We start from the raw sequence: 21,195 nt of genomic DNA, 5'->3' as shown, positions 1-21,195 counted from the left end.
CGTTGTCTACTAGGTGTTTATGTTGTGTAAACGGAGTTTGTGTTTTAAGCATAAATAGCTTTAGATGAGGGAGGTAAATCATCATTTTTGAGAAAATAGCGTAAATATAGTTCGTGCGTTACTAAGATTGTACGCCAAAACTAAACACCATGAAGTTTTTTTGCCCAGTAGACCACCTACTCTAAGAATTCATTTTAGAGAGCAGTCACGATAGCCTTATATCTAGTGTAAAACCGCTCAAAACATTAAAATAACCGTTAATTACGTCCATTTTACCACTGGTGTCATTTCACATAAAATAACTTCAATAGATGTACTAGTTTAGCCTTGTAAAACATTAATAAACAGTGTATTGAAATGAGATTTACATTAGAGGAAATACAAGAAGTTATCACAAAAAAAGGTTATGAGTTTTTTGAGACTATTAATATTATTGGAGTTAGAAGCTCTATTACTGACGCTAATTCATTCGATGATTGGTTATACCTTGTCTATAAGAATGAAGAGGGAGCAACAGCAATTCATGAGTTTGCGATAACTACTGATCCCGGTGCCTATTGGTTGCAAAACCCTTTGAATGTAAAAGGGACATCAATATTAGTACCGGACCAATATATAAACTCACATACAATAGGGTTGCATCAAGGAAAGTATGAAGCTTTAAAGCAACAAAGTCCCGTGAAAGTTTGGCGTGATAATAATGGTGACCTCTCTCTAGATAAAGAGGGAGATATTGATAGTGGGATTTTTGGAATCAATATTCATCGTAGCAATGCTGTTTCAGAATCAGTAGTAGTTGAAAAATGGTCGGCAGGTTGTCAGGTATTTAAGAGAGTGAAGGACTTTAATTTATTTATGGAAGTTTGTAAAAACTCGAATCAAAAAGATTTTACATACACCCTTCTAGAAGAGGAAGATTTTTAAATAAAATATCATACTCTTTTTATGAAACAAGTAGTACTAAACAAGAATATTAGTTGTCAAAAAAGGTCACTTGATGAAGCGTTGAGCGAAATAGTTAAACATGATATTCCGATACTCAAAGAATGGGAATGTAAAAAAGGAAAGCAATTGGCTTTTCCTTCACTAGAAAACAGTGTGGGTATTGTGCAATTGATAAGAGGGGAAATATTAGGTATTCATGTTTGTGCTGTTTTCGAAGAAACGCCTCCTTTTGAAAAAATGAATGACATCAAATTAGCACGACTTATATCTAAAGAAATTGAAAAAGAGGGGTTTGGTAAAGAGTTTCCCATCTACGTATTTGGAGGAGGTCTTGTTAAAGATTTAAAAAACACAATGGTCATTCTAGAAAAAAGTGCGTATACAATAATCACTGTTAAAAAAGAGGAAAAACATAAATATTGTATCTGTGAAGTATATGAAAGTATTTTGCTAAAACCCTTTTAGAGAGTGGTTTAGAAGGCGGGTTTTAGAAATAATTAGGTGAGTTGTTGGGAAGAAATAGGGAGGTAAAATAATTAGGTAGAGAACAAGTAAAAAAATGAAAGATAGTAGGGGATCATGGAAAATGATTGAAACAAATAGTGCTACAATACAAAACCATTCATATGATTTGTTTCAATCAAATTCTGTGAAATATAGAGAGAAGGAAATGAATAGAAAAGGACTGAATAATTATGGCATCAAAGGAGATAAATTGGATAAAACGAAAGATGGAGTGGAAGAGGCGAACGTTTTTAGAATAGACCTGATCACTAATGCTAAAACCGTTGACTAAAATGCGTCATACAAATGATTTAGAGCTTGACCTAAGTGAAGCGAATGAGAAAACTAATTTGTGGTGTGCAAAGCCTATCCCTTCTGTCTTGTCAAACAAATCCTTTTTTATAAAAAAAAGTAATACCCTAGTAAAAGTGTTAGAAAATGACATTCAGTTTGTTACTGTAGAAGGTCGATACAGTAAAATTTTTACGGAAAAAGAGAACTTTCTTGTACAACTTTCTTTAAAGCAGTTTTTAGAAATTTCTTCTCCAAATTTTATACAAACGCATAGAAATTACGTGGTAAACTACGATAAAATAGAGAAATTATTTCTCCTCGATAATTTAGTGTTATTAAAAAACGGAATGCAGGTTATTATTAGTAGGCAATACAAACAAAAATTTATGCATTCTTATGATGTTTTGATGTAAAAATAAAATAAAACAGGTTTCAACCACAGCGAAATTTTCACGAAAACCTTTCTAAAACGAAGCATGTTTTCGGGTAAAGATCCATAAATAAATGCTGTTTCAAGTTGAAAAGAGAAGACGTAGGGTTTATAAAAAAGGAGTATTTAAAAAAAAATATAATACAAAATGGATAAAAGTTTAGAAGAAATTATTAACGGAATCTATGCGGATTCAAGCGTGTCACCATCAGAGTTTATTGAATTAAAGAGATACACAGAAAGAGCTATGGTTGAACTTCTTCATATTGAAGGAGATGAAGGAGTCTCAAATGCCTTGTGTAAATCATTTGAAGTTACAAATCAACTATTACAAATGACCATTTTAAAAATGAGAAAAGATAGAGAAAATACGGTGTTTAGAGAGGCTTTGACAAAATTTATAAGCTCTCAGATAGAACTGTTGAAGGCAAATAGAGCTCTTTTTATGAAAGAAAGTTAGTTATAGTAGGAAATTCTAATTGAATAAAAAACAAAATACGTTCGAACAATATAAAATTAAATAATGTCAAAATTTACAGAAATACAATTTGTAGGATACGGTATTCATACTGGGCTTAAAGAAGAAAATGAAACGACGGTCTCTTTGGGGTTAGACAGTAATAATTTAACTCGTGCTAAAGGGGAAGAGCAAGATTTTACAGCAAGAATAGCTTTGCTAAAAGAGGCTCTGTTGAGAGCGAAAAATAGAAGTGATATTGAAAAGAATGCATTAAAAATATTCACAGTTCCTGATTTTTTCTTTAGTGGTAGTAGAAAAGCTTATTTACAAGAATCTTTCTTAGGAAATGAAGAAGGTAAAGCAGGGGTTTTAGGATGTTTACAAGAACTAATGAAAGGAGAAGAATGGAAAGATTGGTTGTTGATTTTGGGGGCAAATTTAGTCGAAACGATTCCTGTCAAGAAAAAAGAGATTCTTGTAGAAAATATTAAAATTCCTTTCTTTAAACCGAAAAATAGAAAGGTGAAAAAGGTTAGAAAACCAGTAAACCTCAAAAACTTTACAGTAGTTGATGCAATTAATCAGGTACTTCTAGAATCTGAGTTAAAAAAAGCTTTTGAAGCTGATGATAAAATTAAAGAAGAAATTGACAATATTGATGCTTTGGCAAGAGAAGTAGCCCATGGTTTAATTGAGGATCCTACCAAAACGGATTATGAAGATTCATCACTTAAAGTAATCGATACTATCGCAAAGAGAATTAATAAAGAGGTTGATAATGATTTAAAAAAGATTAATACAGAAAAAGAAATTATAGAGTTAGGGGCTCAGTTGAAAAAGTTGAAACAAGATCCACTAGAGTGGGAAAAGGCACTTGATCCTTCTGAAAAAGAAGTAACTTATTCTGTTTCGCTCTTAATAAAAGGAGGCTTTTCTGATGAGGAGTCAAAAGCAGCTACAACAATCATTATGAAACCCTTCTATAATGTAATTGCTAAAGCTAGTAAAGAAGAATCAGTTGGAGATGAAAATAGAGAGCAAGAGGTTTTAAATAAAATGGTAAGTGACTGGGAGGAGACAGAAGTGCATATAGACCCTTGGAAACTTATCGATATACATGGAGAAATTGATAGAGATAAAGTAGCACAAATTAAAAATAACAAAGGGTTTGGTTCTTCACTGTTAGAAGGATGGAATGATGTAAATGTAAAACCGACCCATTTAGACATTAACTCAACAGGTATTGTGGAAATAGGAGGACTTAGTTTCGCTATAGATACTGGTCTAGATCATGTGAACCAAGTCAAAAAGAAGCTTATTGTGGGAATAAAGAAGCTTATTGGGGTAATTAAAAATCCGCCCATCACAGGGTTTTTAAGCAGTAAAGAACGAATTATGTACAAGAAAATACAGAAAGGTGTTGATGTACATGTGGTTACATCATGCGGGTCTAAGATATACGATACTGCTGTAGTTGCTAAGAAAGACGGCTGGGTATTCAATTGTGATGGTTATGGAAATATGGCGGTATGGGAAGAAGGAAAATTAGTACTCGATGAAGATGAAAATATTCAAGAGGTCTTAGGCTATAGAAATGTAACCACAAATGAAAAAACAACACTTGGGAATTCTCATACTGGTTTAATGAGGGTGAAAACTTTAAAAATTAAACCAGATGAAGAGAGCGATCTAATTCCATATGGTAAAAAACCAAAAGTAGAACGATCTAGTGTCACTGAATTAGAACTGCCCTTCTTAACTGTAAATGGGTCAAAAATAAAAACTTCTGATTTGTTTTGGGAAGGAAGTTTAGTAGCAGAAGAAATTATAGCGATAGATGAAAGAAAAGGAGATATCCCTTTAAACATAACAAAGGAAGGTCCTATAGGTGGCGCCGTTATAGTATACAATGAAATAATCCTAGGTTAGATAATTACTTCGCATGCCTTCAGTGCTTTATTGATGTTTTATGACGGTGAATTAGTGTCAAAATCACCCCGAGGTACTAGTGCATCTTTTTAGTCATAAAAGATAAGACAATTTAATTCTTCAACGATGTACTCCAAGTTGTAAGATAGACAATAATTACGCAATTAAGTAGCAGTTTAAATGTGTTTAATTTAAAAGAGAGGAGGTCGTATATGGAATAAGAAGTAACTAAAAATGAAAGCATAAAGTTGTGTGGGGCTATACCCTATGAGCTTTGTCGGTTGTGAGACAACCGGACGCTAAATAAAAATATTAAAAAATTAAAAAAAATTAAAAATTATGAGTGTAGCAAGTTCGTTCTCTTCGTTACCAATGAGAGAACTTATCGCCAATCCATTTAAAGCGGCATGTCAGTCGCAAGTTTTATTAGCAGATGAGTTTATAAATTATGTAGATCTATTAGGATTTAACAATGACGGATCTACAAGAGTTTTAGAATTCAAATTAGATCAATCTGTAACAGACGGAACAACAGGTGCTGTAAGTACCATGCCAATTAATGTAAAGGCTCCGTTATTAGGGTTAGTACCAATTCCATCTTTATTGATTGATGAGGTAACTGTTGATTTTACGATGGAAGTAAAAACTTCAGATACCACAACCACTAATAACTCAAGAGAAGCTTCTTTAGGTGTTTCTGGATCTATTTGGGGAGCAAGTGTAGCGTTTAAGGCCTCTGTAAAGAGTTCTGAAGAACGTACACGTTCATCAGATCAATCAGCAACTTACACCGTGAATGTAAAAGCTACTCAACAACCTCCTGCTGAAGGAATGAGTAAGTTAATGGATATTATTGCAAGTTGTATTACACCAATTCAAGGTGGAGCGCAAACAGCATCAGTATAAAATAGTTTATAGTTAGAAAGCTGGGGAGTATTATTATAAAGATACTCCTCAGTTATCAAAAAAGTATACAATGGAGATTAAAAAACATCAAGAAGTCCGATTAGAAAATTTATTGTGCTGTAGAAAGAACATTAAAGAAGAGGAAATTAATAAAGAGTTTGCAGCAATGGGAGATTTTATAAAAACATATAAATTAAACCAGATAGGAGGCGTAATTACCACAGTGCACAAAATAGATAGAGAGACTAATTTGCTAGATATGGAAATTATGATTCCAATAGAACATACAGCTAATAATACCCTAAAAAATTACAACGTAAAGCCAGTTTTTCATTTAATGAATGCGCTTCATCTTGAGTATAAAGGAAGTCCTGAAAAATTGAATATGGCACATCAAGAGATTTTTAAATATGTAACAGGGAATAAATTACAACCAATTACACCATTGTATAATTTTTATAGTAATAAACTAGATGAAAAACAGTCCCTTGAAGCCTTAAAAGTTGACTTGTTAATAGGTATCAACCCTTCAATTATATAGTATGAGGCTACAATTACTTAAAGAGCACATTAGTAGTAAAGAAGAATTAAAAGGCGTTGTACACGAGAATCAATCCATTTTTCAAGTACTGAAAGAAACGGGGGAGCTTTACACAGAAAATTTGATAGACCGATATTTTAAAAGGGAGATTGATAGAACGTGTATGGACAGCATTGTTGTAAATGCGTATGATTTATCGGAACTTTCTGTTTCACTGATGTTAAAGAGATATATTCTGAAAAAAAGCACCTCGCAGAAAGAGATAAATTTTAGAAAGAATAAAGACGTTAAATTTTCAATTCGAGCAACTTTTTTGAACAAACGAAGTGTACTTGTTAGCCTGAAACATTACGAAGGAGATGAGCTAGATGATGTTATGGCGTATGCTGATGAATATATGGAGTTCTTTTTAGAGAAAAGATTGACCATATGGGAGAAGGTCATTGCTTTTTTTAGAAGATATATAAGAACAAGTAACTAATTAAAGAGAAATAGTATGGCAAAAAAAAACCAACCTGTACAAGGGATAATGAAACCCATGTCAATAGAAAAAATGGTTGCAGCTCCTATTGTTGCAGCGGTAAAAGCACAATCATTAATGAATGAAGAAATGATTGACTTTTTAGACAATATGGCTTTAGATAAGAATGGAGAGGTGCGTATGATTCCTTTTACATATGACTCTAACGTATTAGACGACAAGGGAACACCAACAGGAAAAACAAGTAAAGTGTCTGTAAATGTTCCGTACATCGCATTAGTTGATGCGCCTTCGTTGGCTATTGAAACAGTAGATGTATCGTTTGATTTAAGAGTTCATACTTCTAGCAATTACAAAGAGATTCAATACATCAAAGATTCGAGAGGCAGAAAAGTAGAAATTGAAAAGGATAGAATTGAGATTGAAACTAGTTTATCAAATGCTACTGCAGGAGAACGAAAATCAGATACAAGTGCTAGGTACAAATTTAACTTAAAGGCTAAAAAACAAGAACGACCGGAAGCATTATCTCGCATTATGGATATCCTTACCGAGTCGAGTATCATTCCTAAACCTAAATCAGAATTATAAACAACGAAAATAAGATGAGTAATACAGAACGTAATGGGCAAACATTAACAGACATTGCCAAAGGGATTCAATATACAGTAAATGCAGCGCAAGATGTAGTAGAAAAATTTTATATAGGCTTATTAGATAGGTATTTCGATGAAGATAATAATCCGATTAATATGGCGGTGAACATTTCTGAAGATACCACAGTTGATGTGCCTCTTATAACGCTGGTAACACCGTCGGGATTAGAACTAGATGAATTGGAAGTAGATTTAAGCCTTCGTGTAGATGGAGTGAAAACTAAAAAAGAAATGACAAAAGCAGGAGACGAAGTTGAAAGAGCCAGTTTTGATATTTCTTTTTCAGGAGGAGCAAAACCTCAAGGTAAAAACCCAAACTTTATTGAAATGAAAATGAAGTTTAAAAAAGCAGATGCTCCAGAAGGAATTCAACGTATCATTGAAAGTTTTGCAAATAATGTAATACCAAAAGATAAGTAAAGATGAGTAATATAGAAAATCAAATCAATCAATTACCTTTTAAGGATCTTATTACGGCTCCCTTTAGAGCTGTGATGGAATCGCAGGTGGCATTGGCACTTAACACACATGAATTTATAGAATTAATTGGTTTCGATGCAGAGGGAAACCTAAAGACTATGGATTTTAGTGTTCCTATTGCTGATACACTTGAGAATGGAGCAGTAAGTTATAAAAATGAAATTGTTAAAGCACCTATTCTTTCTATGGTTCCAATTCCTTCTTTGATGATTGATAAGGTAACGGTTGATTTTCAGATTGAAATTAAAACGAGTGTAGAAAACTATGATAAATATAATAGTACTGATGAAGATACCTCTAAAAAGTTAAAGTTATTTTCAATGTCGAAGACCGAAATGATAGGGAAAGTGTCGGAGTCAAGGGAAAACACTAGGAGAACAAGTCAATCACCTAAATACAATTTTCATGTTGAAGCTAAAATGCAGGATAGACCTGAAGGATTGCAAAAGATGTTAGATTTAATCATTGCAAGAATGACACCTTAAAGCATACTACATGGAAGGAGAAGTTTGTAAATATAAAGGTTCTAGCTCTATTAAAAAACAGGATGAAAAGAAAAAGTCAATTAATAGAGGGTTTAGAAATTTTAATATTTGGATGGTGGTTCTATGCGTTTATGTGATGATTTTCACCTATATAGGATATATTGCCTTTTGGCCTATGTCTTTTAACGATCCAACGGAAACGGTTGAGAAATATTATAAAATATTAGAGGAGCACGCTCATAAACTCGAACATCTAGAGGATAAGAAATATTTTAGAACTACCATAACAGAGTTGATAAAAGAATCAGAAAGCGAGGCAGATGATATGCAACAACTCGCATCCCAATCTTTTAATATTGTTTTAGGAGCCTTTCTAGCTTTTCTCTCGGCAACAGTAACCACTATTTTTCAGAGTGATAGAGAATAAAATAATTAATTAAAACCAACTGAATATGGGAAAAAAAGAAATAGTAAAAATATTTAATCATATAGTCTTAGGAGGTGGAGGAGCCAAAGGGGTAGGGCACTTGGGTGCCATTGAGGCTTTACATAGAAATAAAAGATTACCATGGGTGAAATCTTATGGAGGAACAAGTGCTGGATCTATGGTTGCATTTAATATGGCAATAGGAATGCCGTATAGCTTTTTGGGATATTTTATGGGAGTACCCATAGAAGATAAAGAAGTAGTTCGGTATCTTAAAGGGGTAAAAGTTACTAATTTACATTCAATTGTAAAGAGGTCTAAAACACCAACCTATTTTCCAACAGGGATGCCTGATTTGGCCCTTACCATGACTACTTATGGAATGTTTGGAGGTGACCCGTTGCATACTAAAGGTGCGTTAGGTTTCGATCATCCTATTGTTCTGGAACAATTAAGATTGTTAGAAGAATATAAAAAGTATGTGGAAGATACAAGTAAAATATGGGGGCGAGGTCTTGATAAAAGTGAAATAAATAGACTTTTAGAAGTGCTAGCAACCATTGAGAGAATCACGTTAGGTGATTGGGGGCAGTTTATTGAAGATCTAGATGTTTCATTTCGAGAAAAAATTGGGCTTACACACTTTAGTTGCTCAGCCACAAAGGTAAATGACACACAGATGTCTCCCGTTACATTTACTTCGTTGCCGGATACCGAATTTACGGAACATTCGATGGGAGTGCCTATGATCTTAGCAATGGCTTCTTCAGCATCATTTCCGTGGGCATTACCTCCCGTTTATATAGAGGCCTTGGATATGACTTGCATAGATGGAGGAATTTTTCAGAATTTACCCTATATCAAAAAATTATATAAAAACGAAAAGACTTTAGCAATCAATTTAGGTCATAAACCTGTACAAAACGCATGGGATAATGGATGTTTTTACAATTTTGGGAAATTAAAAAAAATAGGAATGAGAGCATTGTTTAAAAGAGAATTGGTGGTTCCTGATTTGTATTCTGATTGTGTAAATGGGTTTCCAATAGACGAAGATATCTGTCTTATAGGGCTGAATGAGTATGCAATTTCTTCTAAAGAAGAAGCTCTGAAAACACTCACTCCAGAACCCTCTCTTGAACAACAATACGCTTTTTATACAGGAGCATCTTCTCAATTAAAAAGAGCAATTGAAGAAGAGGAACTTTTGGGTGGAAAAGTAGTGGTCGATTGGGCAGGAACAAACTATGGAAGATTTATGGAAAAATTATCAATTGAACAATAAACAAATACTTATGAATGTTAAAGGAAAACAACTAGTAATCCTTATTCCCTATAAAGATAAAAGCACCAGGAAATGGGGGGAAGATTGTGTTGCTAATGGAACACAATTATTTAATGCAATAAAAAAATCTTTTCAAAATAAAAAAGAAGTTTGGTTTGGTGAAAGTCTGATTAACAGTGTCGTTCTTTTATTTAGTAATGATACGGAAGCGATACGTCTTAAAGAAGATTGTATTGTCCTTTTCCATGCATTTGGAGGTGAGCTCAATGCGAGATTAAGGGATGATAATCAGGGTGATCTACCAGCGAAAAAAGGAGTAGAGTTGGTTGAAAGTCTGGTAAAGAATGCCGAGGTGTCTGAGTTTCATTTCGCAGTTTGTTACGCAGCCTTGTATGGGCATATTGCCACCTTATGGAAGGAAAAGAACCCCAAAGCTAAAGTGTACGGAACCGAAATTGAATACGATGAAAACACCTCCTTATATCTTGAAGAAGAAGATCGACTCAATATAATTACAAACACAAGCATAAAAGTATCGTAGTTGAAGTAGTATTCCTTTATAAAAAGAAAGCTTCGGACGTATACAAAATTATAAGAGAACTTAAACTTAGTTCTCATCACAATAGAATAAAATTCCTTTAGGTTACTTTTCAAAGAAGAGCTCAGGGTGCTTTAACCCTTAGACGTTTTTTGTTCAAAATAATCCTACCTAAGATGATAGCAGGCTTTTCTCAAACTTACAGATGTTAAGAGCAACTTGAGAAGAGAATCATAACCAGATTCTTCACCATTGGTTTGCCTTGGCTAAAAATGACATAACCTTAATTCTAAAGAAAGGCTAAAGGGATTTTTTTTCAATTCTAAAACAATCACATAAATATTTTTACAATGAAAAAACAATTAAATATAATTTTTATCTTAACACTTGGTGTATTCTCTTTTGAAATGCTAGGACAGGACATAGAAAATGAAGAGATTCAAACTAATATACCAGAATTGACAATAACCAATCCTTTTAAGGAGGTGCAAGAACAGGATCTCGAAAAAAAAGAGACTCAAAATAACTTGAGCTTATCGGCATTATACACCTCTAATTATATTTGGAGGGATGCTATTTCTGAGTATGTAGCAATGCAACCAAGTGCAAGTTACGCATTTGGTAAAAGTGGTTTTATGGTGAATTTTTGGAGTAGCTTTGGACTGAATAAGAAAACCAATGACCTCGAGATATCGACTACTTTATCATACAACTTTTTAATTACTGAAAAATTAAATGCCAATTTCGGTTGGGTTTATTACGTGGCTCCGGTCATAGGGAATAATTTTGACACGAATTTTTCTGAATATTTTTTTGGAATAAATACTTCGGGTTTTTTGCAAACTAGTTTTACGGTGTTTGTGTCAAATACGAATGCCGTATACACAAATATTTCTTTTTTGAAAAACATACCTATTGGTCCAAAATTTACAACCACTTTAAATGCGTCACTTGGTTATCGAATGAACGATACATACCAAACCAATGATTTTAGAGATTTAAACTTTATGATTTCCACACCTCTTAAGTTTAAATATATCAATTTGGTGTTATTCTCATCTCTTACACATGTTATTAGACCTAACAAAACGGCATATCAATTAGGGGTAAACTTCGTGTTTAAATAGCAACAAATATTGAAAATTAGTTTTCAAGAAAACGGGTAGTTACTTGTTTTAGAAAGGGTTTATAGAGAAATTAAAGAAGTTTTATAGAGTCAAAATTAATATACTATTATAACTATAGATGACAAATAAAATAAAGAAGAAATATTTAACAGAGAAATATGATAATTTACTCAAATTAAAAGGAGTTCCGTCTTATGAAGTATTATCCATCATTGGAAAAAAATTAGAGGGAGATGGTTTAAAAGAGTGTGATTTAGGTAGTTATACAACGATAGAGATGTTGTCTGAAGCAGATTTTATAATCCATAAATTATTAGGAAAAAACGTAGTAAATCAAAATGAATATGGTGAAACTACAAAGATTCATGAGAATTTGGTAAAAACAATTGGTGATTTATTACACGCTCCAGATGTCAATAGAGTGTTCGGAAGTTCTACAACTGGGTCTTCTGAAGCCATTTTTTTAGGAATGTTAGCAGCAAAATGGTTTTGGAAGAAAAGAGGATTACACGGGAAACCAAATATAGTGCTTTGCAATAATGCCCATTTGTGTTGGTATAAGTTTGCTAAGTATTTGGATATAGAAGTAAGAGAAATTGAGATAGAGAATATATCAGAGTATCCTTTAGAAAAAGTACTTGAAAAAGTTAATGAAAATACCATCAGTGTGGTGGCGATTTTAGGATGTACCTATTTGGGTCTATGTGACCCAATTTCTTTACTTAACACGTCTCTAGAAAAATTGAATAAAGAAAATAATTGGGACGTTGGTATTCATGTTGATGCTGCGGTTGGAGGGTTCATTATGCCATTTTTGAAAGATAAACATAAACAGGTATGGGATTTTGAACTACCATTAGTAAGATCTATTAACTTGTCAGGGCATAAATACGGATTGGTATATCCTGGATTGGGATGGATTTTGTTTAGAGATGAGAGTTATTTTCATACTGAATTAAGTTTAAATTCTCATTATTTGAGTGGCAGTTCAAAATCATTTACAGTTAGTTTCTCAAGATCTTCATCGTTAATCACTGCACAATATTTTAACTTTCTTCATTATGGGTTTGAAGGATATCAAAAGATAATGGAACTATGCTTGGATCATGCTAGCCTACTTACTCGGTTACTTACAGAAACAGCGTTGTTTCAAGTAGTATCAGAGAATACGTTCCCCATTGTGATTTTCAAATTCAAAGAACAACCACAGTTTTGCGAAAAGAGATTTACACAATTGTTAAGAGAAAAAAGATGGATGTTACCTTCATATACATTACCTCAAAAAATTAAAACAACAGTGATGCGAGTGGTTGTTCGAAAGGATATGACAATAGCTGCGATAAAATTACTTGTGAATGATTTAGTCGAATGCTATCAAGAATTAGATAGTTCTCATAAAACTATAGTAGAATGACACGGATATATACCTATATACTCTTAGTATTCAATCTGTGCGTTTACCCAAATGCGTTGGATACATTAAATCAGCAGAATGCTCATTTAGATAACAGTTATAAAGATGTGCTTGAAGTCCTGATAAAACTCCAAATAAATAAAATATATGGCGTTAATACAGCTGATCAAACCTATATAATAGATGGTTATTTAGTGGCTAGTTGGACGGACCCTAAAGAGAGGTCAGGAAAATATTTAGGAAATGTTATTTTTGAAAATACACTTGCTGATGAAAAGATAGGTGAAGAAATTTGGGTGCCTGCGTTTGAGTTCATTAATGTAGTGGGGAATAGAGAAATTGCTAACAAGCAAATTATTCTTGGAGAGAATGGTAAAACCACCTATAACGAACGGTTTAATGCTGTGTTTACCACTTCTATGAATTTTAAATCATTTCCTTTTGATACACAGGTTTTCAATATCCGTTTAGAAGCATTTTCTTATGATGAAGAAAGATTGATTTTTCTAGATAAGAAAAATAATGATAATTCTTTTGTTGAAGGGATGTCACTTGAGTGGGATATTTTAGATAGAAAAACCTTTATAAATTCAAAAGATTATTCTCATTTAAGTGAAAATGGAGAGTCAATAGTTTTCTCAAGATACAATCAGGAAATAGTAGCAAAAAGAAAAATCAGGTATTATTTCTGGCAATTAATGGTGCCATTATTTTTGATTATTTCTCTTTCTTGGATGGTGTTTTGGATACCGAGTTTATCAGATCAGTTAGCAACTAATTTTACCTTAATGCTAACCGTAGTTGCTTTTAATTTTAGTACATCAAGTGTTCTTCCAAACTTACCCTATAATACCTTTATAGAATCGTTGATTACTTTAGGATACCTGAGTATTTTTGTAAGTCTTGTTATTATCATACTTGGAAATTATTTGAAGAAGAGTAAAGGAAAACTTTTTTATAAGAAACTGATGAATCATTGCAAGTATATCTTTCCTCTGTCTTTTTTAGCATTAGTAATTGCACAATTGTGCATCTTCTTCTAACAGACGCAATTTTAATGCGAATATTTAAACTAAAAAGTAAAACCCTTGATAGTGAAAAAAGCAAACAAAACTAAAATGAATGTAAAAAAGAGCTCATTTTATAAAAAAGTTCGCCCAAGAACGGAAGCCATTCTAACAGCCTTTGTGTCGATTGCACTGATTTTCTTTTCCATTTATTTGGTACATATCAAATCAATGCACTCTTTAGAAGAAGAAATAAAAATTGGGTTGAAGTCTAGTGTAATGTCTGCTGCAACCACGATCGACGGAAATATTCATACGAAGTTTAATGAACATACTCAAAGAGATGATTCTTTATATATTTCTCAAATTACTCCTTTAGAAAATATTCGACAAAAAGCTAGAGATATTCGGTATATCTACACAAATATATTGATAGACGATAAAGTGTATTTTGTTCTAAATCCAAGTCCTCAAAATGATAATGACGGAGATGGTATTCCGGATTTAGCTCCAGCATTAATGGAGATATATGAAGACCCGTCACCAGCATTGGTAAAAGCATTAAAAGAAAAAACAAATACCGTTTCGGATGTCTATAAAGATAAATGGGGTGTTTTTGTTAGTGCATACGCTCCTTTTTACAACGACAAAGGAGAGTTTATTGGAACCCTAGGAATGGATTTGGAGCTGAATAATTTTTATAAACGTTTAGAACCCATTAAAATAGCTTTCGAAAAAACAGTTGTCATTGTTATTTTTATAGGCTCTGTTATTGGATTGCTTATATGGTATATCCGCAGACACGCGAAAGTACTTTTAATAAACAAAAAAAGGGATGAGAATAAAATTCTTGAAACTTCGATAATTCTTGAAGAATCCTACCACGAAAACGTAGCCATGTTAAGTAAAATAAAAAAAGTTGTTAAGCATGCTGAGGGCCATAAATTAAAACTACTTGAAAGTTTTGATTCTTGGCTAGCACATCTTATACAGTATGAGAGAAGTAAGATGGCTACTGAAGTGGTTGATTTTGTTGATTTTGAATTTTGTGATTTGATTAAAGGAATTGAAAACATCGTCCAAAATAAAACTGAAAGATTAAAAATTACTAGCAAGGTAAATAGTTCCCTAAAAGTGTTTGGGGTACCTCCATTTTTATACATCGAATCAATAGCAACCATAATTTCATTTATAAAAGAGATAGGAGACGGTGGTTTAATAAAAGTTGATATAGATTACATCAATGAGGGTGTTAATGACATGATATTGGAACTCGAAATTAGCAGTAAAATCAAGAATAACCTAGAAGATAAAATTTCCGGTTTATTACATCCAAAATTCGATGTTCATGCTGTTGGGTTTGATAATGAGCAGTTTAAGGTATTTATCGCAATGCAATTACTTAAGCAGTACCAATGTAAGGTAACGAGTTTTTCAAATGCAACGGATATCAATTTCAATATCAAGATGCATTTGTTAAAACCAAAGGAAGGCTAAACCCGAGTTATTCAATAGAAAATTTATTACAAAATGAAACCACTGAAAAAATGAACCACTTCGTTGTACTTTTAAATTTAATCATGGTGCTATGTTAAAATTGAGAAAGCACTAGCTTTTATTGCGCTTACCCCTCTAATGACCAAGTTTATTGCATAATTCGGGTTAAACGATGTTACAATTTGTGTTTTTCAGAACTAGAACTCTCCCATTTGGAAGCTTTTGCCTTAATAACAAACAAGAAGAAAATTAAATAAATGAAAAAACTAATTCCCTTTTTAATCATTATTACCACTTTATGTATTCAGCTAAGTTCAGGGATAAATTATATTATTTTTCCTCTGAAACTACAAGAACAAGACCATAGTAATACCTTGATTGGTTTGGCAATGTCTTTTGAAATTCTAGCGACTATTTTACTGTTTAAAAACATTTCAATTGTTGTAAAACGTCTTGGGGTTATTCAAACCATTATAGGAGCGTCAATCGTGAGAAGTTTAGTAATATATTTTTTAGGGTTTAATGATAGTTATGTAATCTGGCTATTCGGTATTTTTGTTTATGGACTGTCAACAAGCATGCTCTTAGTGGTGATTCAAACTTGGTTAAATTTGACGGATACGGGAAAATTTAAAGGACTTTTTATCGGGTTATATTCATCATCACTCTCTTTAGGTATCGCCTTAGGACCCGTACTGTTACAATTCGTGTCAAATAGTAAAATGCAATTTCTTATTAATGCGATCATACCGCTTTTTTCTATACTGATTTTAATGAATATTTTTAAATATAAACCTAAGATGGGAGAAAATGAATCCATTCGAATAGGGTTTATTTTTAAGCATTCTAAAATCGTTATGTTATCGGCATTAGTTGGTGGTGTATGTTTTTTTGGATTACCTTCATTTTTAACTATTTACGGAGTAAACAATGGGTTGACTTCAAAAGAAGCTTCGTTGCTACTTACGATGTTTATGATTGGAAGTGTGTGTATTGGGGTGGTGATTAGTTCTTTATCAGTATTTGTGGATAGGATAGTTATACTTTTTGTGTGCATTTGCCTATCAGTAATCTGTGCAGTTTTTTTGGCGTTGGCGGTGTTTTCTGATATCCGAATCGCCTTGACTCTTCTTTTAATTTGGGGAGGATGTATGGGAGGTATTTATGCAACAGGTTTGGGGTTTATGGGACAAACATTTCGTAAAGAAGACCAAATTTCAGCCAATACCTCATTTGTTTTAATGGATTCATTGGGAGGGTTTATCGGACTCTCCGTTATTGGTATAAATATGGATATAATGGGGAATGAAGGGCTCACATATACTATTGTGGTCACTTTTACATGTTACCTATTCTTTATAACCAAACAATTAGCAGCTAAACTTAATTAAATACATCTGCAAAAACACCAAAAATAGCTTTCTCAAATTGCGGTACTTCTATTAATAATAGCAATATGGAGGTCGGTTTAGGCGTGCTACAAAACCTAAAATTTTACTTATGACAATACATCAAAACAATAATAGTCTTCGGTTAATAGAAGTTTATAGAACGTTTCTAGCCAAGCTAAAAATCTTATTAAATACGTTAAAAACATTACGAAAAATGCTTTTTAACGTAGAAAAATCGTTATTAATTTCTAAGAAACTTTCCGATAAACTTGATCAACTATACATATTACTACTTTCAGTGGACACTGCATTATTGGCAATGTCACCGATACCATATGTTGGGCCAGTAGCTAGTGCGGTTCAAAAAGTAGTTGGTAAAATAAAAGGGTTTATTAAGCAGGCAAAAACAAAAGTAAATCAGTTAGAAAGTAAGATAAAACCTCATAGAGTAAAGATCGCAAAATATAGAGGGTATTTAGATAAGATGTTAAAACATTTACTAAAAATAGAAACCTTTATATCTAAAGAAAAGACATTATTGAGTACTACCTATGATTCAACTAATGGCTTACCAGATAGTAGGTATAAACATGTTTCCTTAGCGAGGTTACATGATGCTTCCAAAACACTGAATACGATCTTAGTATCTCCTTTAGAAATTATCAGCAAAGTAACGCGATTACTAACCGAAACTCAGAGAGTCATTAAAGAAATCGATAAGCTGTGTAGTATTATTTCTAAAGTAATAAATCCAATTGTTAAAATGATGGATGAATTAGATCGAGTGACAGGTGTTTTAAAAAGACTTTCCAAAGTGTTGACTAAAAAGATAACCATTAACCTTGGGCTGTTCAGGTTTTCCTTGAGTATAGAGAAAATACTAAATGCTACTGGAAGTATTCCAGGAATAAGTCTTCTTACTAAAATAGCAACAAGAATTTTAAAACCAATTATCGGGGCTATGGGGTTAAAAGTAGTTAAAGTCCCAGGATTGAATGAAGGGATAGGGAATTTAAACAAGGTTTTAGGTATGTTAGATCTCATTGAAAGGCTAAAAGAAAAGATGATGAAGCAACTTGAAACCCTAATTTCTAAAGAAAACCCACAAGTAACTTTTGAAAAGGTCAATATTTAATATCAACAATAATTTTATGATTTGGAAAATAGAAACGATAACCGATATAGGGCAACCAGTAGCCAAAAAGATACTGGATAATTGCAGAGCAATGATTGCTTCTATAAAACCAAGTAGAGATATTTCTCAAAAACAAATTTATAGAGCTGTAAAATTGGTAGACGAAACAGAAAGGTTACAAAGGCAAGGACAAAATAGAGAAGCAAGAAATAGACTCAGAAAAGCATATCAAATTTTAAAGGAAATGAACTATGTTCAGAAATCAGATACTTCCTGTTTTCAGACATTTTCAGAAAGTAAAAAGAGTTGGAAAGAGAATTACCTAAGAAAATCATTGAAAGAAATCTTACGAAAATTTTAATAAAAATAAGTAAAAAGCACTTGGTTACTTGTAAAAGTAATATCTATCGTGTTAGAAAATATCATCTAAGTTAACATAAGAAAATGGGAAAAAACATTCAGTTTATAGGATTGGAAATTCCGACGTATTCCAAACCCGATCAGGAGAGATTTAATAGCTTACCAAAGGAAACAGAAGATTATAAAGCGAGACTTATATTTCTAAAAGAAGCATTAGAAACGTTATACAATCATTCAGCGATAGAAAAAAAAGCGATTAAACTGGTGACTTTACCACATTTGTTTTTTCGTGGAGAAAATGGAGGGTATTCATTTGAAACGATTCTTGGAAACGGAAAGTCAAAAACAGGAGACGGATCTACGTTATTAGAAGAGTTACAAGAATTTTTGATGGACAAAAAATGGAAAGATTGGATTATCAATTTTGGTGGGATGATTGGTTATTCTAAAGATGATGCAACTTCGATTGAAGATGATCAGAAAGAAGAAGAGAATAAAGTAGAAGAAGAAAAAGCCGGAGTTGATGATAGTTTAGAAGAATTATTGCTTAAAGCACAAAGCAATGAATCATTAAGAAACCCAAAAAAACAGCATGAAGACTTTCAACAAGTTGATATAAACGATAGTATAGAAGCGCTTTTAGAAAAAGCAACCAATAATAGAAAAATCGAAGAAAAAACATATAATGAAAAAGAAAATAATGAAGAAGATGATGATGATAGCGTTGAGGAAGTTAAAATAAAGGATATATTTCAAGTTTCAATTATTATTAATGGTGGCTTTAGAACCTTAAAAAAGGCAAAAGAAGCAACTATTTTAATGACGACTCCATATAAGTCCGCAATTAAGTTTTCTGAAGACACAGAAGAAGAACTAACAACGGTAATAGATATTTGCAAAGATGATGATGAATACTTGCTAGGAGAAGAAGGTGCTTTAGATTACTGGAAATTGATAAACGGAACAGGAGAGGTTGATAACATAAATCTGAAAGAATTTAAAAAGGAGTCGAAGAAAGAGCATTTGTTAGAATTGCAAAAAAAACTCAGAAATAGTGAAGAAGAGGAAGTTTTTGAAATTCCGGCTATAATTACACCCATACCCTTTTTTGAAATTAGTGGAATATCCGTTGTTCTCGATACCTGTTTTGATCATATGTATCAGGTAGCTAAGAAAACAATGTTAGGGTTAACAAATAAAGAGTACAAATTAAGCTTGAATAAAATGCTATTGAAAGACACCATATCTACCGTAAAAGATGTTGCTAAAAAAGGAGCCGATATCCATATTGTTTCTTCTTATGGAACTAAAATTCATGAAAAAGCGATTATTGCGAGAACGAGAGGTTGGTTAATCAATGCTAGACCTTTGACAAATATTATAAACACCTCTTATGAGCTTTATAATATTAAAAGTTCTTTCTTTGAAAGTAAGGAGGAAGTTATCTTAGATAAACTTGAAGAAACAAATAATTTACAAAAAATGCAGGTAGAAAGTAAATCGATATCATTAAATGGAAAAGAAATACACATTAATGACCTATTTACCATTACTGAAAAAGAGGATGCATGCACATTCTATATGTATAATACGGTTAAGTTATAGCAGGCGTCATATGATTGTTGAGAATATAGAAAATTATGAGGATTTGTTTGAGTTGTTCAATGAGTCTACTAAAAAAAGCAAAGTAGTTTCAAATATTGAAATGATACGAAAAGCACATGCTGGTGGTGATTATTCCTTGGAAGAAATTATAGGTAATCAAAAGTTATATCAAGATTGGTTATATCAAGAATGTAATGGAGATACAGAACTCATTATGAAATATCATAGAACCGTAGGGTTTGAGTTTGAATTTGCTACATACCAATCGAGCATGAAACTTTCATCTCATACAATAGTAGGGACTTCAATGCCGTTTAGTAAATTGTTTAAAATACCTTTCGCAATAGAAACGGATATACAAAATGAAATAGAGATTGGACTTCCTCCTTTTTTAATACTGAATAAAGAAAAGGAAATAAGAAAGCAAAGCATTTATAAAATATGGATACTATTCAAAGAGAAGTTAAGTCAGATTAATACAAAATCTCAAGGAGGTGATTTGACTGGTTTAATAGCATTACTTGAAAAGCAAGGAATAGGTAATGGTTGGAAAACAAATTGCACGAGCGATCAAATCAAGATAATGAAACGTCAAAAACATTGGGAGAAAGAAAATCAAGTATATACTCAGATGAATATTTCGTTAAAAGCACATGAAATTGCGTTCTTTATAAGAAATGATGGTATCTCAACATATAAATCAGAACGGTACGAGTTTTTTAAAGAAACCTATGTGAAACTGTATGGTTTAATCTTTCCATCTTTAAAAGAAGATCAAGAAGTTATTGCTACTATACATATATGTAAAGGACTGTCGCATCTCTTAGCGATTCCTAGTTTATTATTGTTGAAAGAAGAACCAGAGAACATTCAAAATAATAGAGGGGTATATTCATCGGTGAAAGAAGTATTTGGAGTTTGGGTAAAAGATAGCGTTATAAATTTGGTAGATGCAAGTCTTACTGATGTTGCTTCAAGAGAAAATATGTATCATAACCTGTTGCGACTTAAAAAAGGAATTGATGCTGTTATGAAAGAAAAAATGGCTAAAGCATCTCAAATTTTAAAAGCAACAACAACTCCCATTGAAGTTTACCAACAATTAGCATTAGAGGAATATAATATTGCAATGCAAAAGATACTAGAAAGACTCAAGTTTTCAAAGCCAATTCAAAAAGAGAATACCCATACAGAAGAATACAAAAGTGAAAGCTTTCCGTCGAACGGAAAAGGGGTAAGAAAAGAAACTTTTGTAAATACCTATTCCTCTTACGAAGATTTCTTCCATGTAACGGAAT

At 32.5% G+C, this 21,195-nt stretch carries 24 protein-coding genes (1 of these 24 running past the window's edge); all 24 read left to right on the top strand.

Annotated features, from left to right (window positions below; genetic code table 11):
* The first annotated feature begins 357 nt into the window (after positions 1-357).
* Positions 358-924, top strand: a complete 567-nt coding sequence (locus AC2TDS_RS08995) for a hypothetical protein (RefSeq protein WP_484738757.1) — start codon at positions 358-360, stop codon at positions 922-924.
* Positions 925-945: 21 nt separating this feature from the next.
* Positions 946-1,410, top strand: a complete 465-nt coding sequence (locus AC2TDS_RS08990; protein ID WP_484738756.1) for a hypothetical protein — start codon at positions 946-948, stop codon at positions 1,408-1,410.
* A 94-nt stretch (positions 1,411-1,504) separates the two neighbouring features.
* Positions 1,505-1,741: a hypothetical protein gene (locus tag AC2TDS_RS08985; protein WP_484738755.1), complete on the top strand. Its 237-nt coding sequence runs from the start codon at positions 1,505-1,507 to the stop codon at positions 1,739-1,741.
* A 1-nt stretch (position 1,742) separates the two neighbouring features.
* A complete protein-coding gene (locus AC2TDS_RS08980) occupies positions 1,743-2,156 on the top strand; it encodes a LytR/AlgR family response regulator transcription factor (protein WP_484738754.1) in 414 nt (137 codons plus the stop codon).
* Between the two features lie 165 nt (positions 2,157-2,321).
* Positions 2,322-2,633 (top strand): hypothetical protein, encoded by a 312-nt coding sequence (locus AC2TDS_RS08975; RefSeq protein ID WP_484738753.1) that lies wholly within the window; start codon positions 2,322-2,324, stop codon positions 2,631-2,633.
* A 63-nt stretch (positions 2,634-2,696) separates the two neighbouring features.
* Positions 2,697-4,562: a hypothetical protein gene (locus tag AC2TDS_RS08970; RefSeq protein WP_484738752.1), complete on the top strand. Its 1,866-nt coding sequence runs from the start codon at positions 2,697-2,699 to the stop codon at positions 4,560-4,562.
* Positions 4,563-4,901: 339 nt separating this feature from the next.
* Entirely contained in the window at positions 4,902-5,468 is a 567-nt protein-coding gene (locus AC2TDS_RS08965) for a DUF2589 domain-containing protein (protein ID WP_484738751.1), read from the top strand.
* Between the two features lie 70 nt (positions 5,469-5,538).
* Positions 5,539-6,009 (top strand): hypothetical protein, encoded by a 471-nt coding sequence (locus AC2TDS_RS08960; protein ID WP_484738750.1) that lies wholly within the window; start codon positions 5,539-5,541, stop codon positions 6,007-6,009.
* Between the two features lies 1 nt (position 6,010).
* Positions 6,011-6,490, top strand: a complete 480-nt coding sequence (locus AC2TDS_RS08955) for a hypothetical protein (RefSeq protein ID WP_484738749.1) — start codon at positions 6,011-6,013, stop codon at positions 6,488-6,490.
* A 15-nt stretch (positions 6,491-6,505) separates the two neighbouring features.
* Entirely contained in the window at positions 6,506-7,081 is a 576-nt protein-coding gene (locus tag AC2TDS_RS08950; protein ID WP_484738748.1) for a DUF2589 domain-containing protein, read from the top strand.
* Between the two features lie 14 nt (positions 7,082-7,095).
* Positions 7,096-7,566, top strand: a complete 471-nt coding sequence (locus AC2TDS_RS08945; protein WP_484738747.1) for a DUF2589 domain-containing protein — start codon at positions 7,096-7,098, stop codon at positions 7,564-7,566.
* Between the two features lie 2 nt (positions 7,567-7,568).
* Positions 7,569-8,111 (top strand): DUF2589 domain-containing protein, encoded by a 543-nt coding sequence (locus tag AC2TDS_RS08940; RefSeq protein WP_484738746.1) that lies wholly within the window; start codon positions 7,569-7,571, stop codon positions 8,109-8,111.
* 10 nt (positions 8,112-8,121) lie between these two features.
* Positions 8,122-8,538 (top strand): hypothetical protein, encoded by a 417-nt coding sequence (locus tag AC2TDS_RS08935; protein ID WP_484738745.1) that lies wholly within the window; start codon positions 8,122-8,124, stop codon positions 8,536-8,538.
* 25 nt (positions 8,539-8,563) lie between these two features.
* Positions 8,564-9,823, top strand: coding sequence for a patatin-like phospholipase family protein (locus tag AC2TDS_RS08930; protein ID WP_484738744.1), 1,260 nt, complete (start codon positions 8,564-8,566; stop codon positions 9,821-9,823).
* Between the two features lie 10 nt (positions 9,824-9,833).
* Entirely contained in the window at positions 9,834-10,364 is a 531-nt protein-coding gene (locus tag AC2TDS_RS08925) for a hypothetical protein (protein WP_484738743.1), read from the top strand.
* Positions 10,365-10,711: 347 nt separating this feature from the next.
* The gene (locus tag AC2TDS_RS08920) at positions 10,712-11,488 is read left to right on the top strand and encodes a hypothetical protein (RefSeq protein WP_484738742.1); all 777 of its coding nucleotides are present in this window, start codon (positions 10,712-10,714) and stop codon (positions 11,486-11,488) included.
* A gap of 118 nt (positions 11,489-11,606) precedes the next feature.
* A complete protein-coding gene (gene gad / locus AC2TDS_RS08915) occupies positions 11,607-12,902 on the top strand; it encodes a glutamate decarboxylase (RefSeq protein ID WP_484738741.1) in 1,296 nt (431 codons plus the stop codon).
* Entirely contained in the window at positions 12,899-13,945 is a 1,047-nt protein-coding gene (locus AC2TDS_RS08910; RefSeq protein WP_484738740.1) for a ligand-gated ion channel, read from the top strand. The genes gad and AC2TDS_RS08910 overlap by 4 nt, the downstream gene beginning before the upstream one ends.
* Before the next feature lie 51 nt (positions 13,946-13,996).
* On the top strand, positions 13,997-15,406 hold the full coding sequence (locus AC2TDS_RS08905) for a hypothetical protein (RefSeq protein WP_484738739.1): 1,410 nt from the start codon (positions 13,997-13,999) through the stop codon (positions 15,404-15,406).
* A gap of 257 nt (positions 15,407-15,663) precedes the next feature.
* On the top strand, positions 15,664-16,797 hold the full coding sequence (locus AC2TDS_RS08900; protein WP_484738738.1) for an MFS transporter: 1,134 nt from the start codon (positions 15,664-15,666) through the stop codon (positions 16,795-16,797).
* 109 nt (positions 16,798-16,906) lie between these two features.
* Complete coding sequence (locus AC2TDS_RS08895) at positions 16,907-17,932, top strand: hypothetical protein (RefSeq protein ID WP_484738737.1); 1,026 nt, start codon at positions 16,907-16,909, stop codon at positions 17,930-17,932.
* Positions 17,933-17,948: 16 nt separating this feature from the next.
* A complete protein-coding gene (locus AC2TDS_RS08890) occupies positions 17,949-18,293 on the top strand; it encodes a hypothetical protein (RefSeq protein WP_484738736.1) in 345 nt (114 codons plus the stop codon).
* 83 nt (positions 18,294-18,376) lie between these two features.
* Complete coding sequence (locus AC2TDS_RS08885) at positions 18,377-19,897, top strand: hypothetical protein (RefSeq protein WP_484738735.1); 1,521 nt, start codon at positions 18,377-18,379, stop codon at positions 19,895-19,897.
* Between the two features lie 10 nt (positions 19,898-19,907).
* A protein-coding gene (locus tag AC2TDS_RS08880) for a hypothetical protein (RefSeq protein WP_484738734.1) crosses the window boundary here: on the top strand, positions 19,908-21,195 show its 5' portion. Its footprint extends 44 nt past the window's final position; the window shows 1,288 of its 1,332 coding nt (coding positions 1-1,288); the start codon lies at positions 19,908-19,910; the stop codon falls past the right edge of the window.

The organism is Tenacibaculum profundicola (genome assembly GCF_057220795.1).
The sequence above is the reverse complement of the archived record's forward strand: the minus strand, read 5'-3'. Positions and strand labels throughout refer to the sequence as shown.

Excerpts from the sequence above, each read along its gene's own strand:
- AC2TDS_RS08940 (WP_484738746.1), top strand. The coding sequence starts at position 7,569 with ATGAGTAATATAGAAAATCAAATCAATCAATTACCTTTTAAGGATCTT.
- AC2TDS_RS08900 (WP_484738738.1), top strand. The coding sequence starts at position 15,664 with ATGAAAAAACTAATTCCCTTTTTAATCATTATTACCACTTTATGTATT.
- AC2TDS_RS08965 (WP_484738751.1), top strand. The coding sequence starts at position 4,902 with ATGAGTGTAGCAAGTTCGTTCTCTTCGTTACCAATGAGAGAACTTATC.
- AC2TDS_RS08955 (WP_484738749.1), top strand. The coding sequence starts at position 6,011 with ATGAGGCTACAATTACTTAAAGAGCACATTAGTAGTAAAGAAGAATTA.
- AC2TDS_RS08975 (WP_484738753.1), top strand. The coding sequence starts at position 2,322 with ATGGATAAAAGTTTAGAAGAAATTATTAACGGAATCTATGCGGATTCA.
- AC2TDS_RS08925 (WP_484738743.1), top strand. The coding sequence starts at position 9,834 with ATGAATGTTAAAGGAAAACAACTAGTAATCCTTATTCCCTATAAAGAT.
- AC2TDS_RS08970 (WP_484738752.1), top strand. The coding sequence starts at position 2,697 with ATGTCAAAATTTACAGAAATACAATTTGTAGGATACGGTATTCATACT.
- AC2TDS_RS08960 (WP_484738750.1), top strand. The coding sequence starts at position 5,539 with ATGGAGATTAAAAAACATCAAGAAGTCCGATTAGAAAATTTATTGTGC.
- AC2TDS_RS08930 (WP_484738744.1), top strand. The coding sequence starts at position 8,564 with ATGGGAAAAAAAGAAATAGTAAAAATATTTAATCATATAGTCTTAGGA.
- AC2TDS_RS08995 (WP_484738757.1), top strand. The coding sequence starts at position 358 with ATGAGATTTACATTAGAGGAAATACAAGAAGTTATCACAAAAAAAGGT.
- AC2TDS_RS08935 (WP_484738745.1), top strand. The coding sequence starts at position 8,122 with ATGGAAGGAGAAGTTTGTAAATATAAAGGTTCTAGCTCTATTAAAAAA.
- gad (WP_484738741.1), top strand. The coding sequence starts at position 11,607 with ATGACAAATAAAATAAAGAAGAAATATTTAACAGAGAAATATGATAAT.
- AC2TDS_RS08910 (WP_484738740.1), top strand. The coding sequence starts at position 12,899 with ATGACACGGATATATACCTATATACTCTTAGTATTCAATCTGTGCGTT.
- AC2TDS_RS08945 (WP_484738747.1), top strand. The coding sequence starts at position 7,096 with ATGAGTAATACAGAACGTAATGGGCAAACATTAACAGACATTGCCAAA.
- AC2TDS_RS08920 (WP_484738742.1), top strand. The coding sequence starts at position 10,712 with ATGAAAAAACAATTAAATATAATTTTTATCTTAACACTTGGTGTATTC.
- AC2TDS_RS08890 (WP_484738736.1), top strand. The coding sequence starts at position 17,949 with ATGATTTGGAAAATAGAAACGATAACCGATATAGGGCAACCAGTAGCC.
- AC2TDS_RS08895 (WP_484738737.1), top strand. The coding sequence starts at position 16,907 with ATGACAATACATCAAAACAATAATAGTCTTCGGTTAATAGAAGTTTAT.
- AC2TDS_RS08990 (WP_484738756.1), top strand. The coding sequence starts at position 946 with ATGAAACAAGTAGTACTAAACAAGAATATTAGTTGTCAAAAAAGGTCA.
- AC2TDS_RS08885 (WP_484738735.1), top strand. The coding sequence starts at position 18,377 with ATGGGAAAAAACATTCAGTTTATAGGATTGGAAATTCCGACGTATTCC.
- AC2TDS_RS08950 (WP_484738748.1), top strand. The coding sequence starts at position 6,506 with ATGGCAAAAAAAAACCAACCTGTACAAGGGATAATGAAACCCATGTCA.
- AC2TDS_RS08980 (WP_484738754.1), top strand. The coding sequence starts at position 1,743 with ATGCGTCATACAAATGATTTAGAGCTTGACCTAAGTGAAGCGAATGAG.
- AC2TDS_RS08985 (WP_484738755.1), top strand. The coding sequence starts at position 1,505 with ATGAAAGATAGTAGGGGATCATGGAAAATGATTGAAACAAATAGTGCT.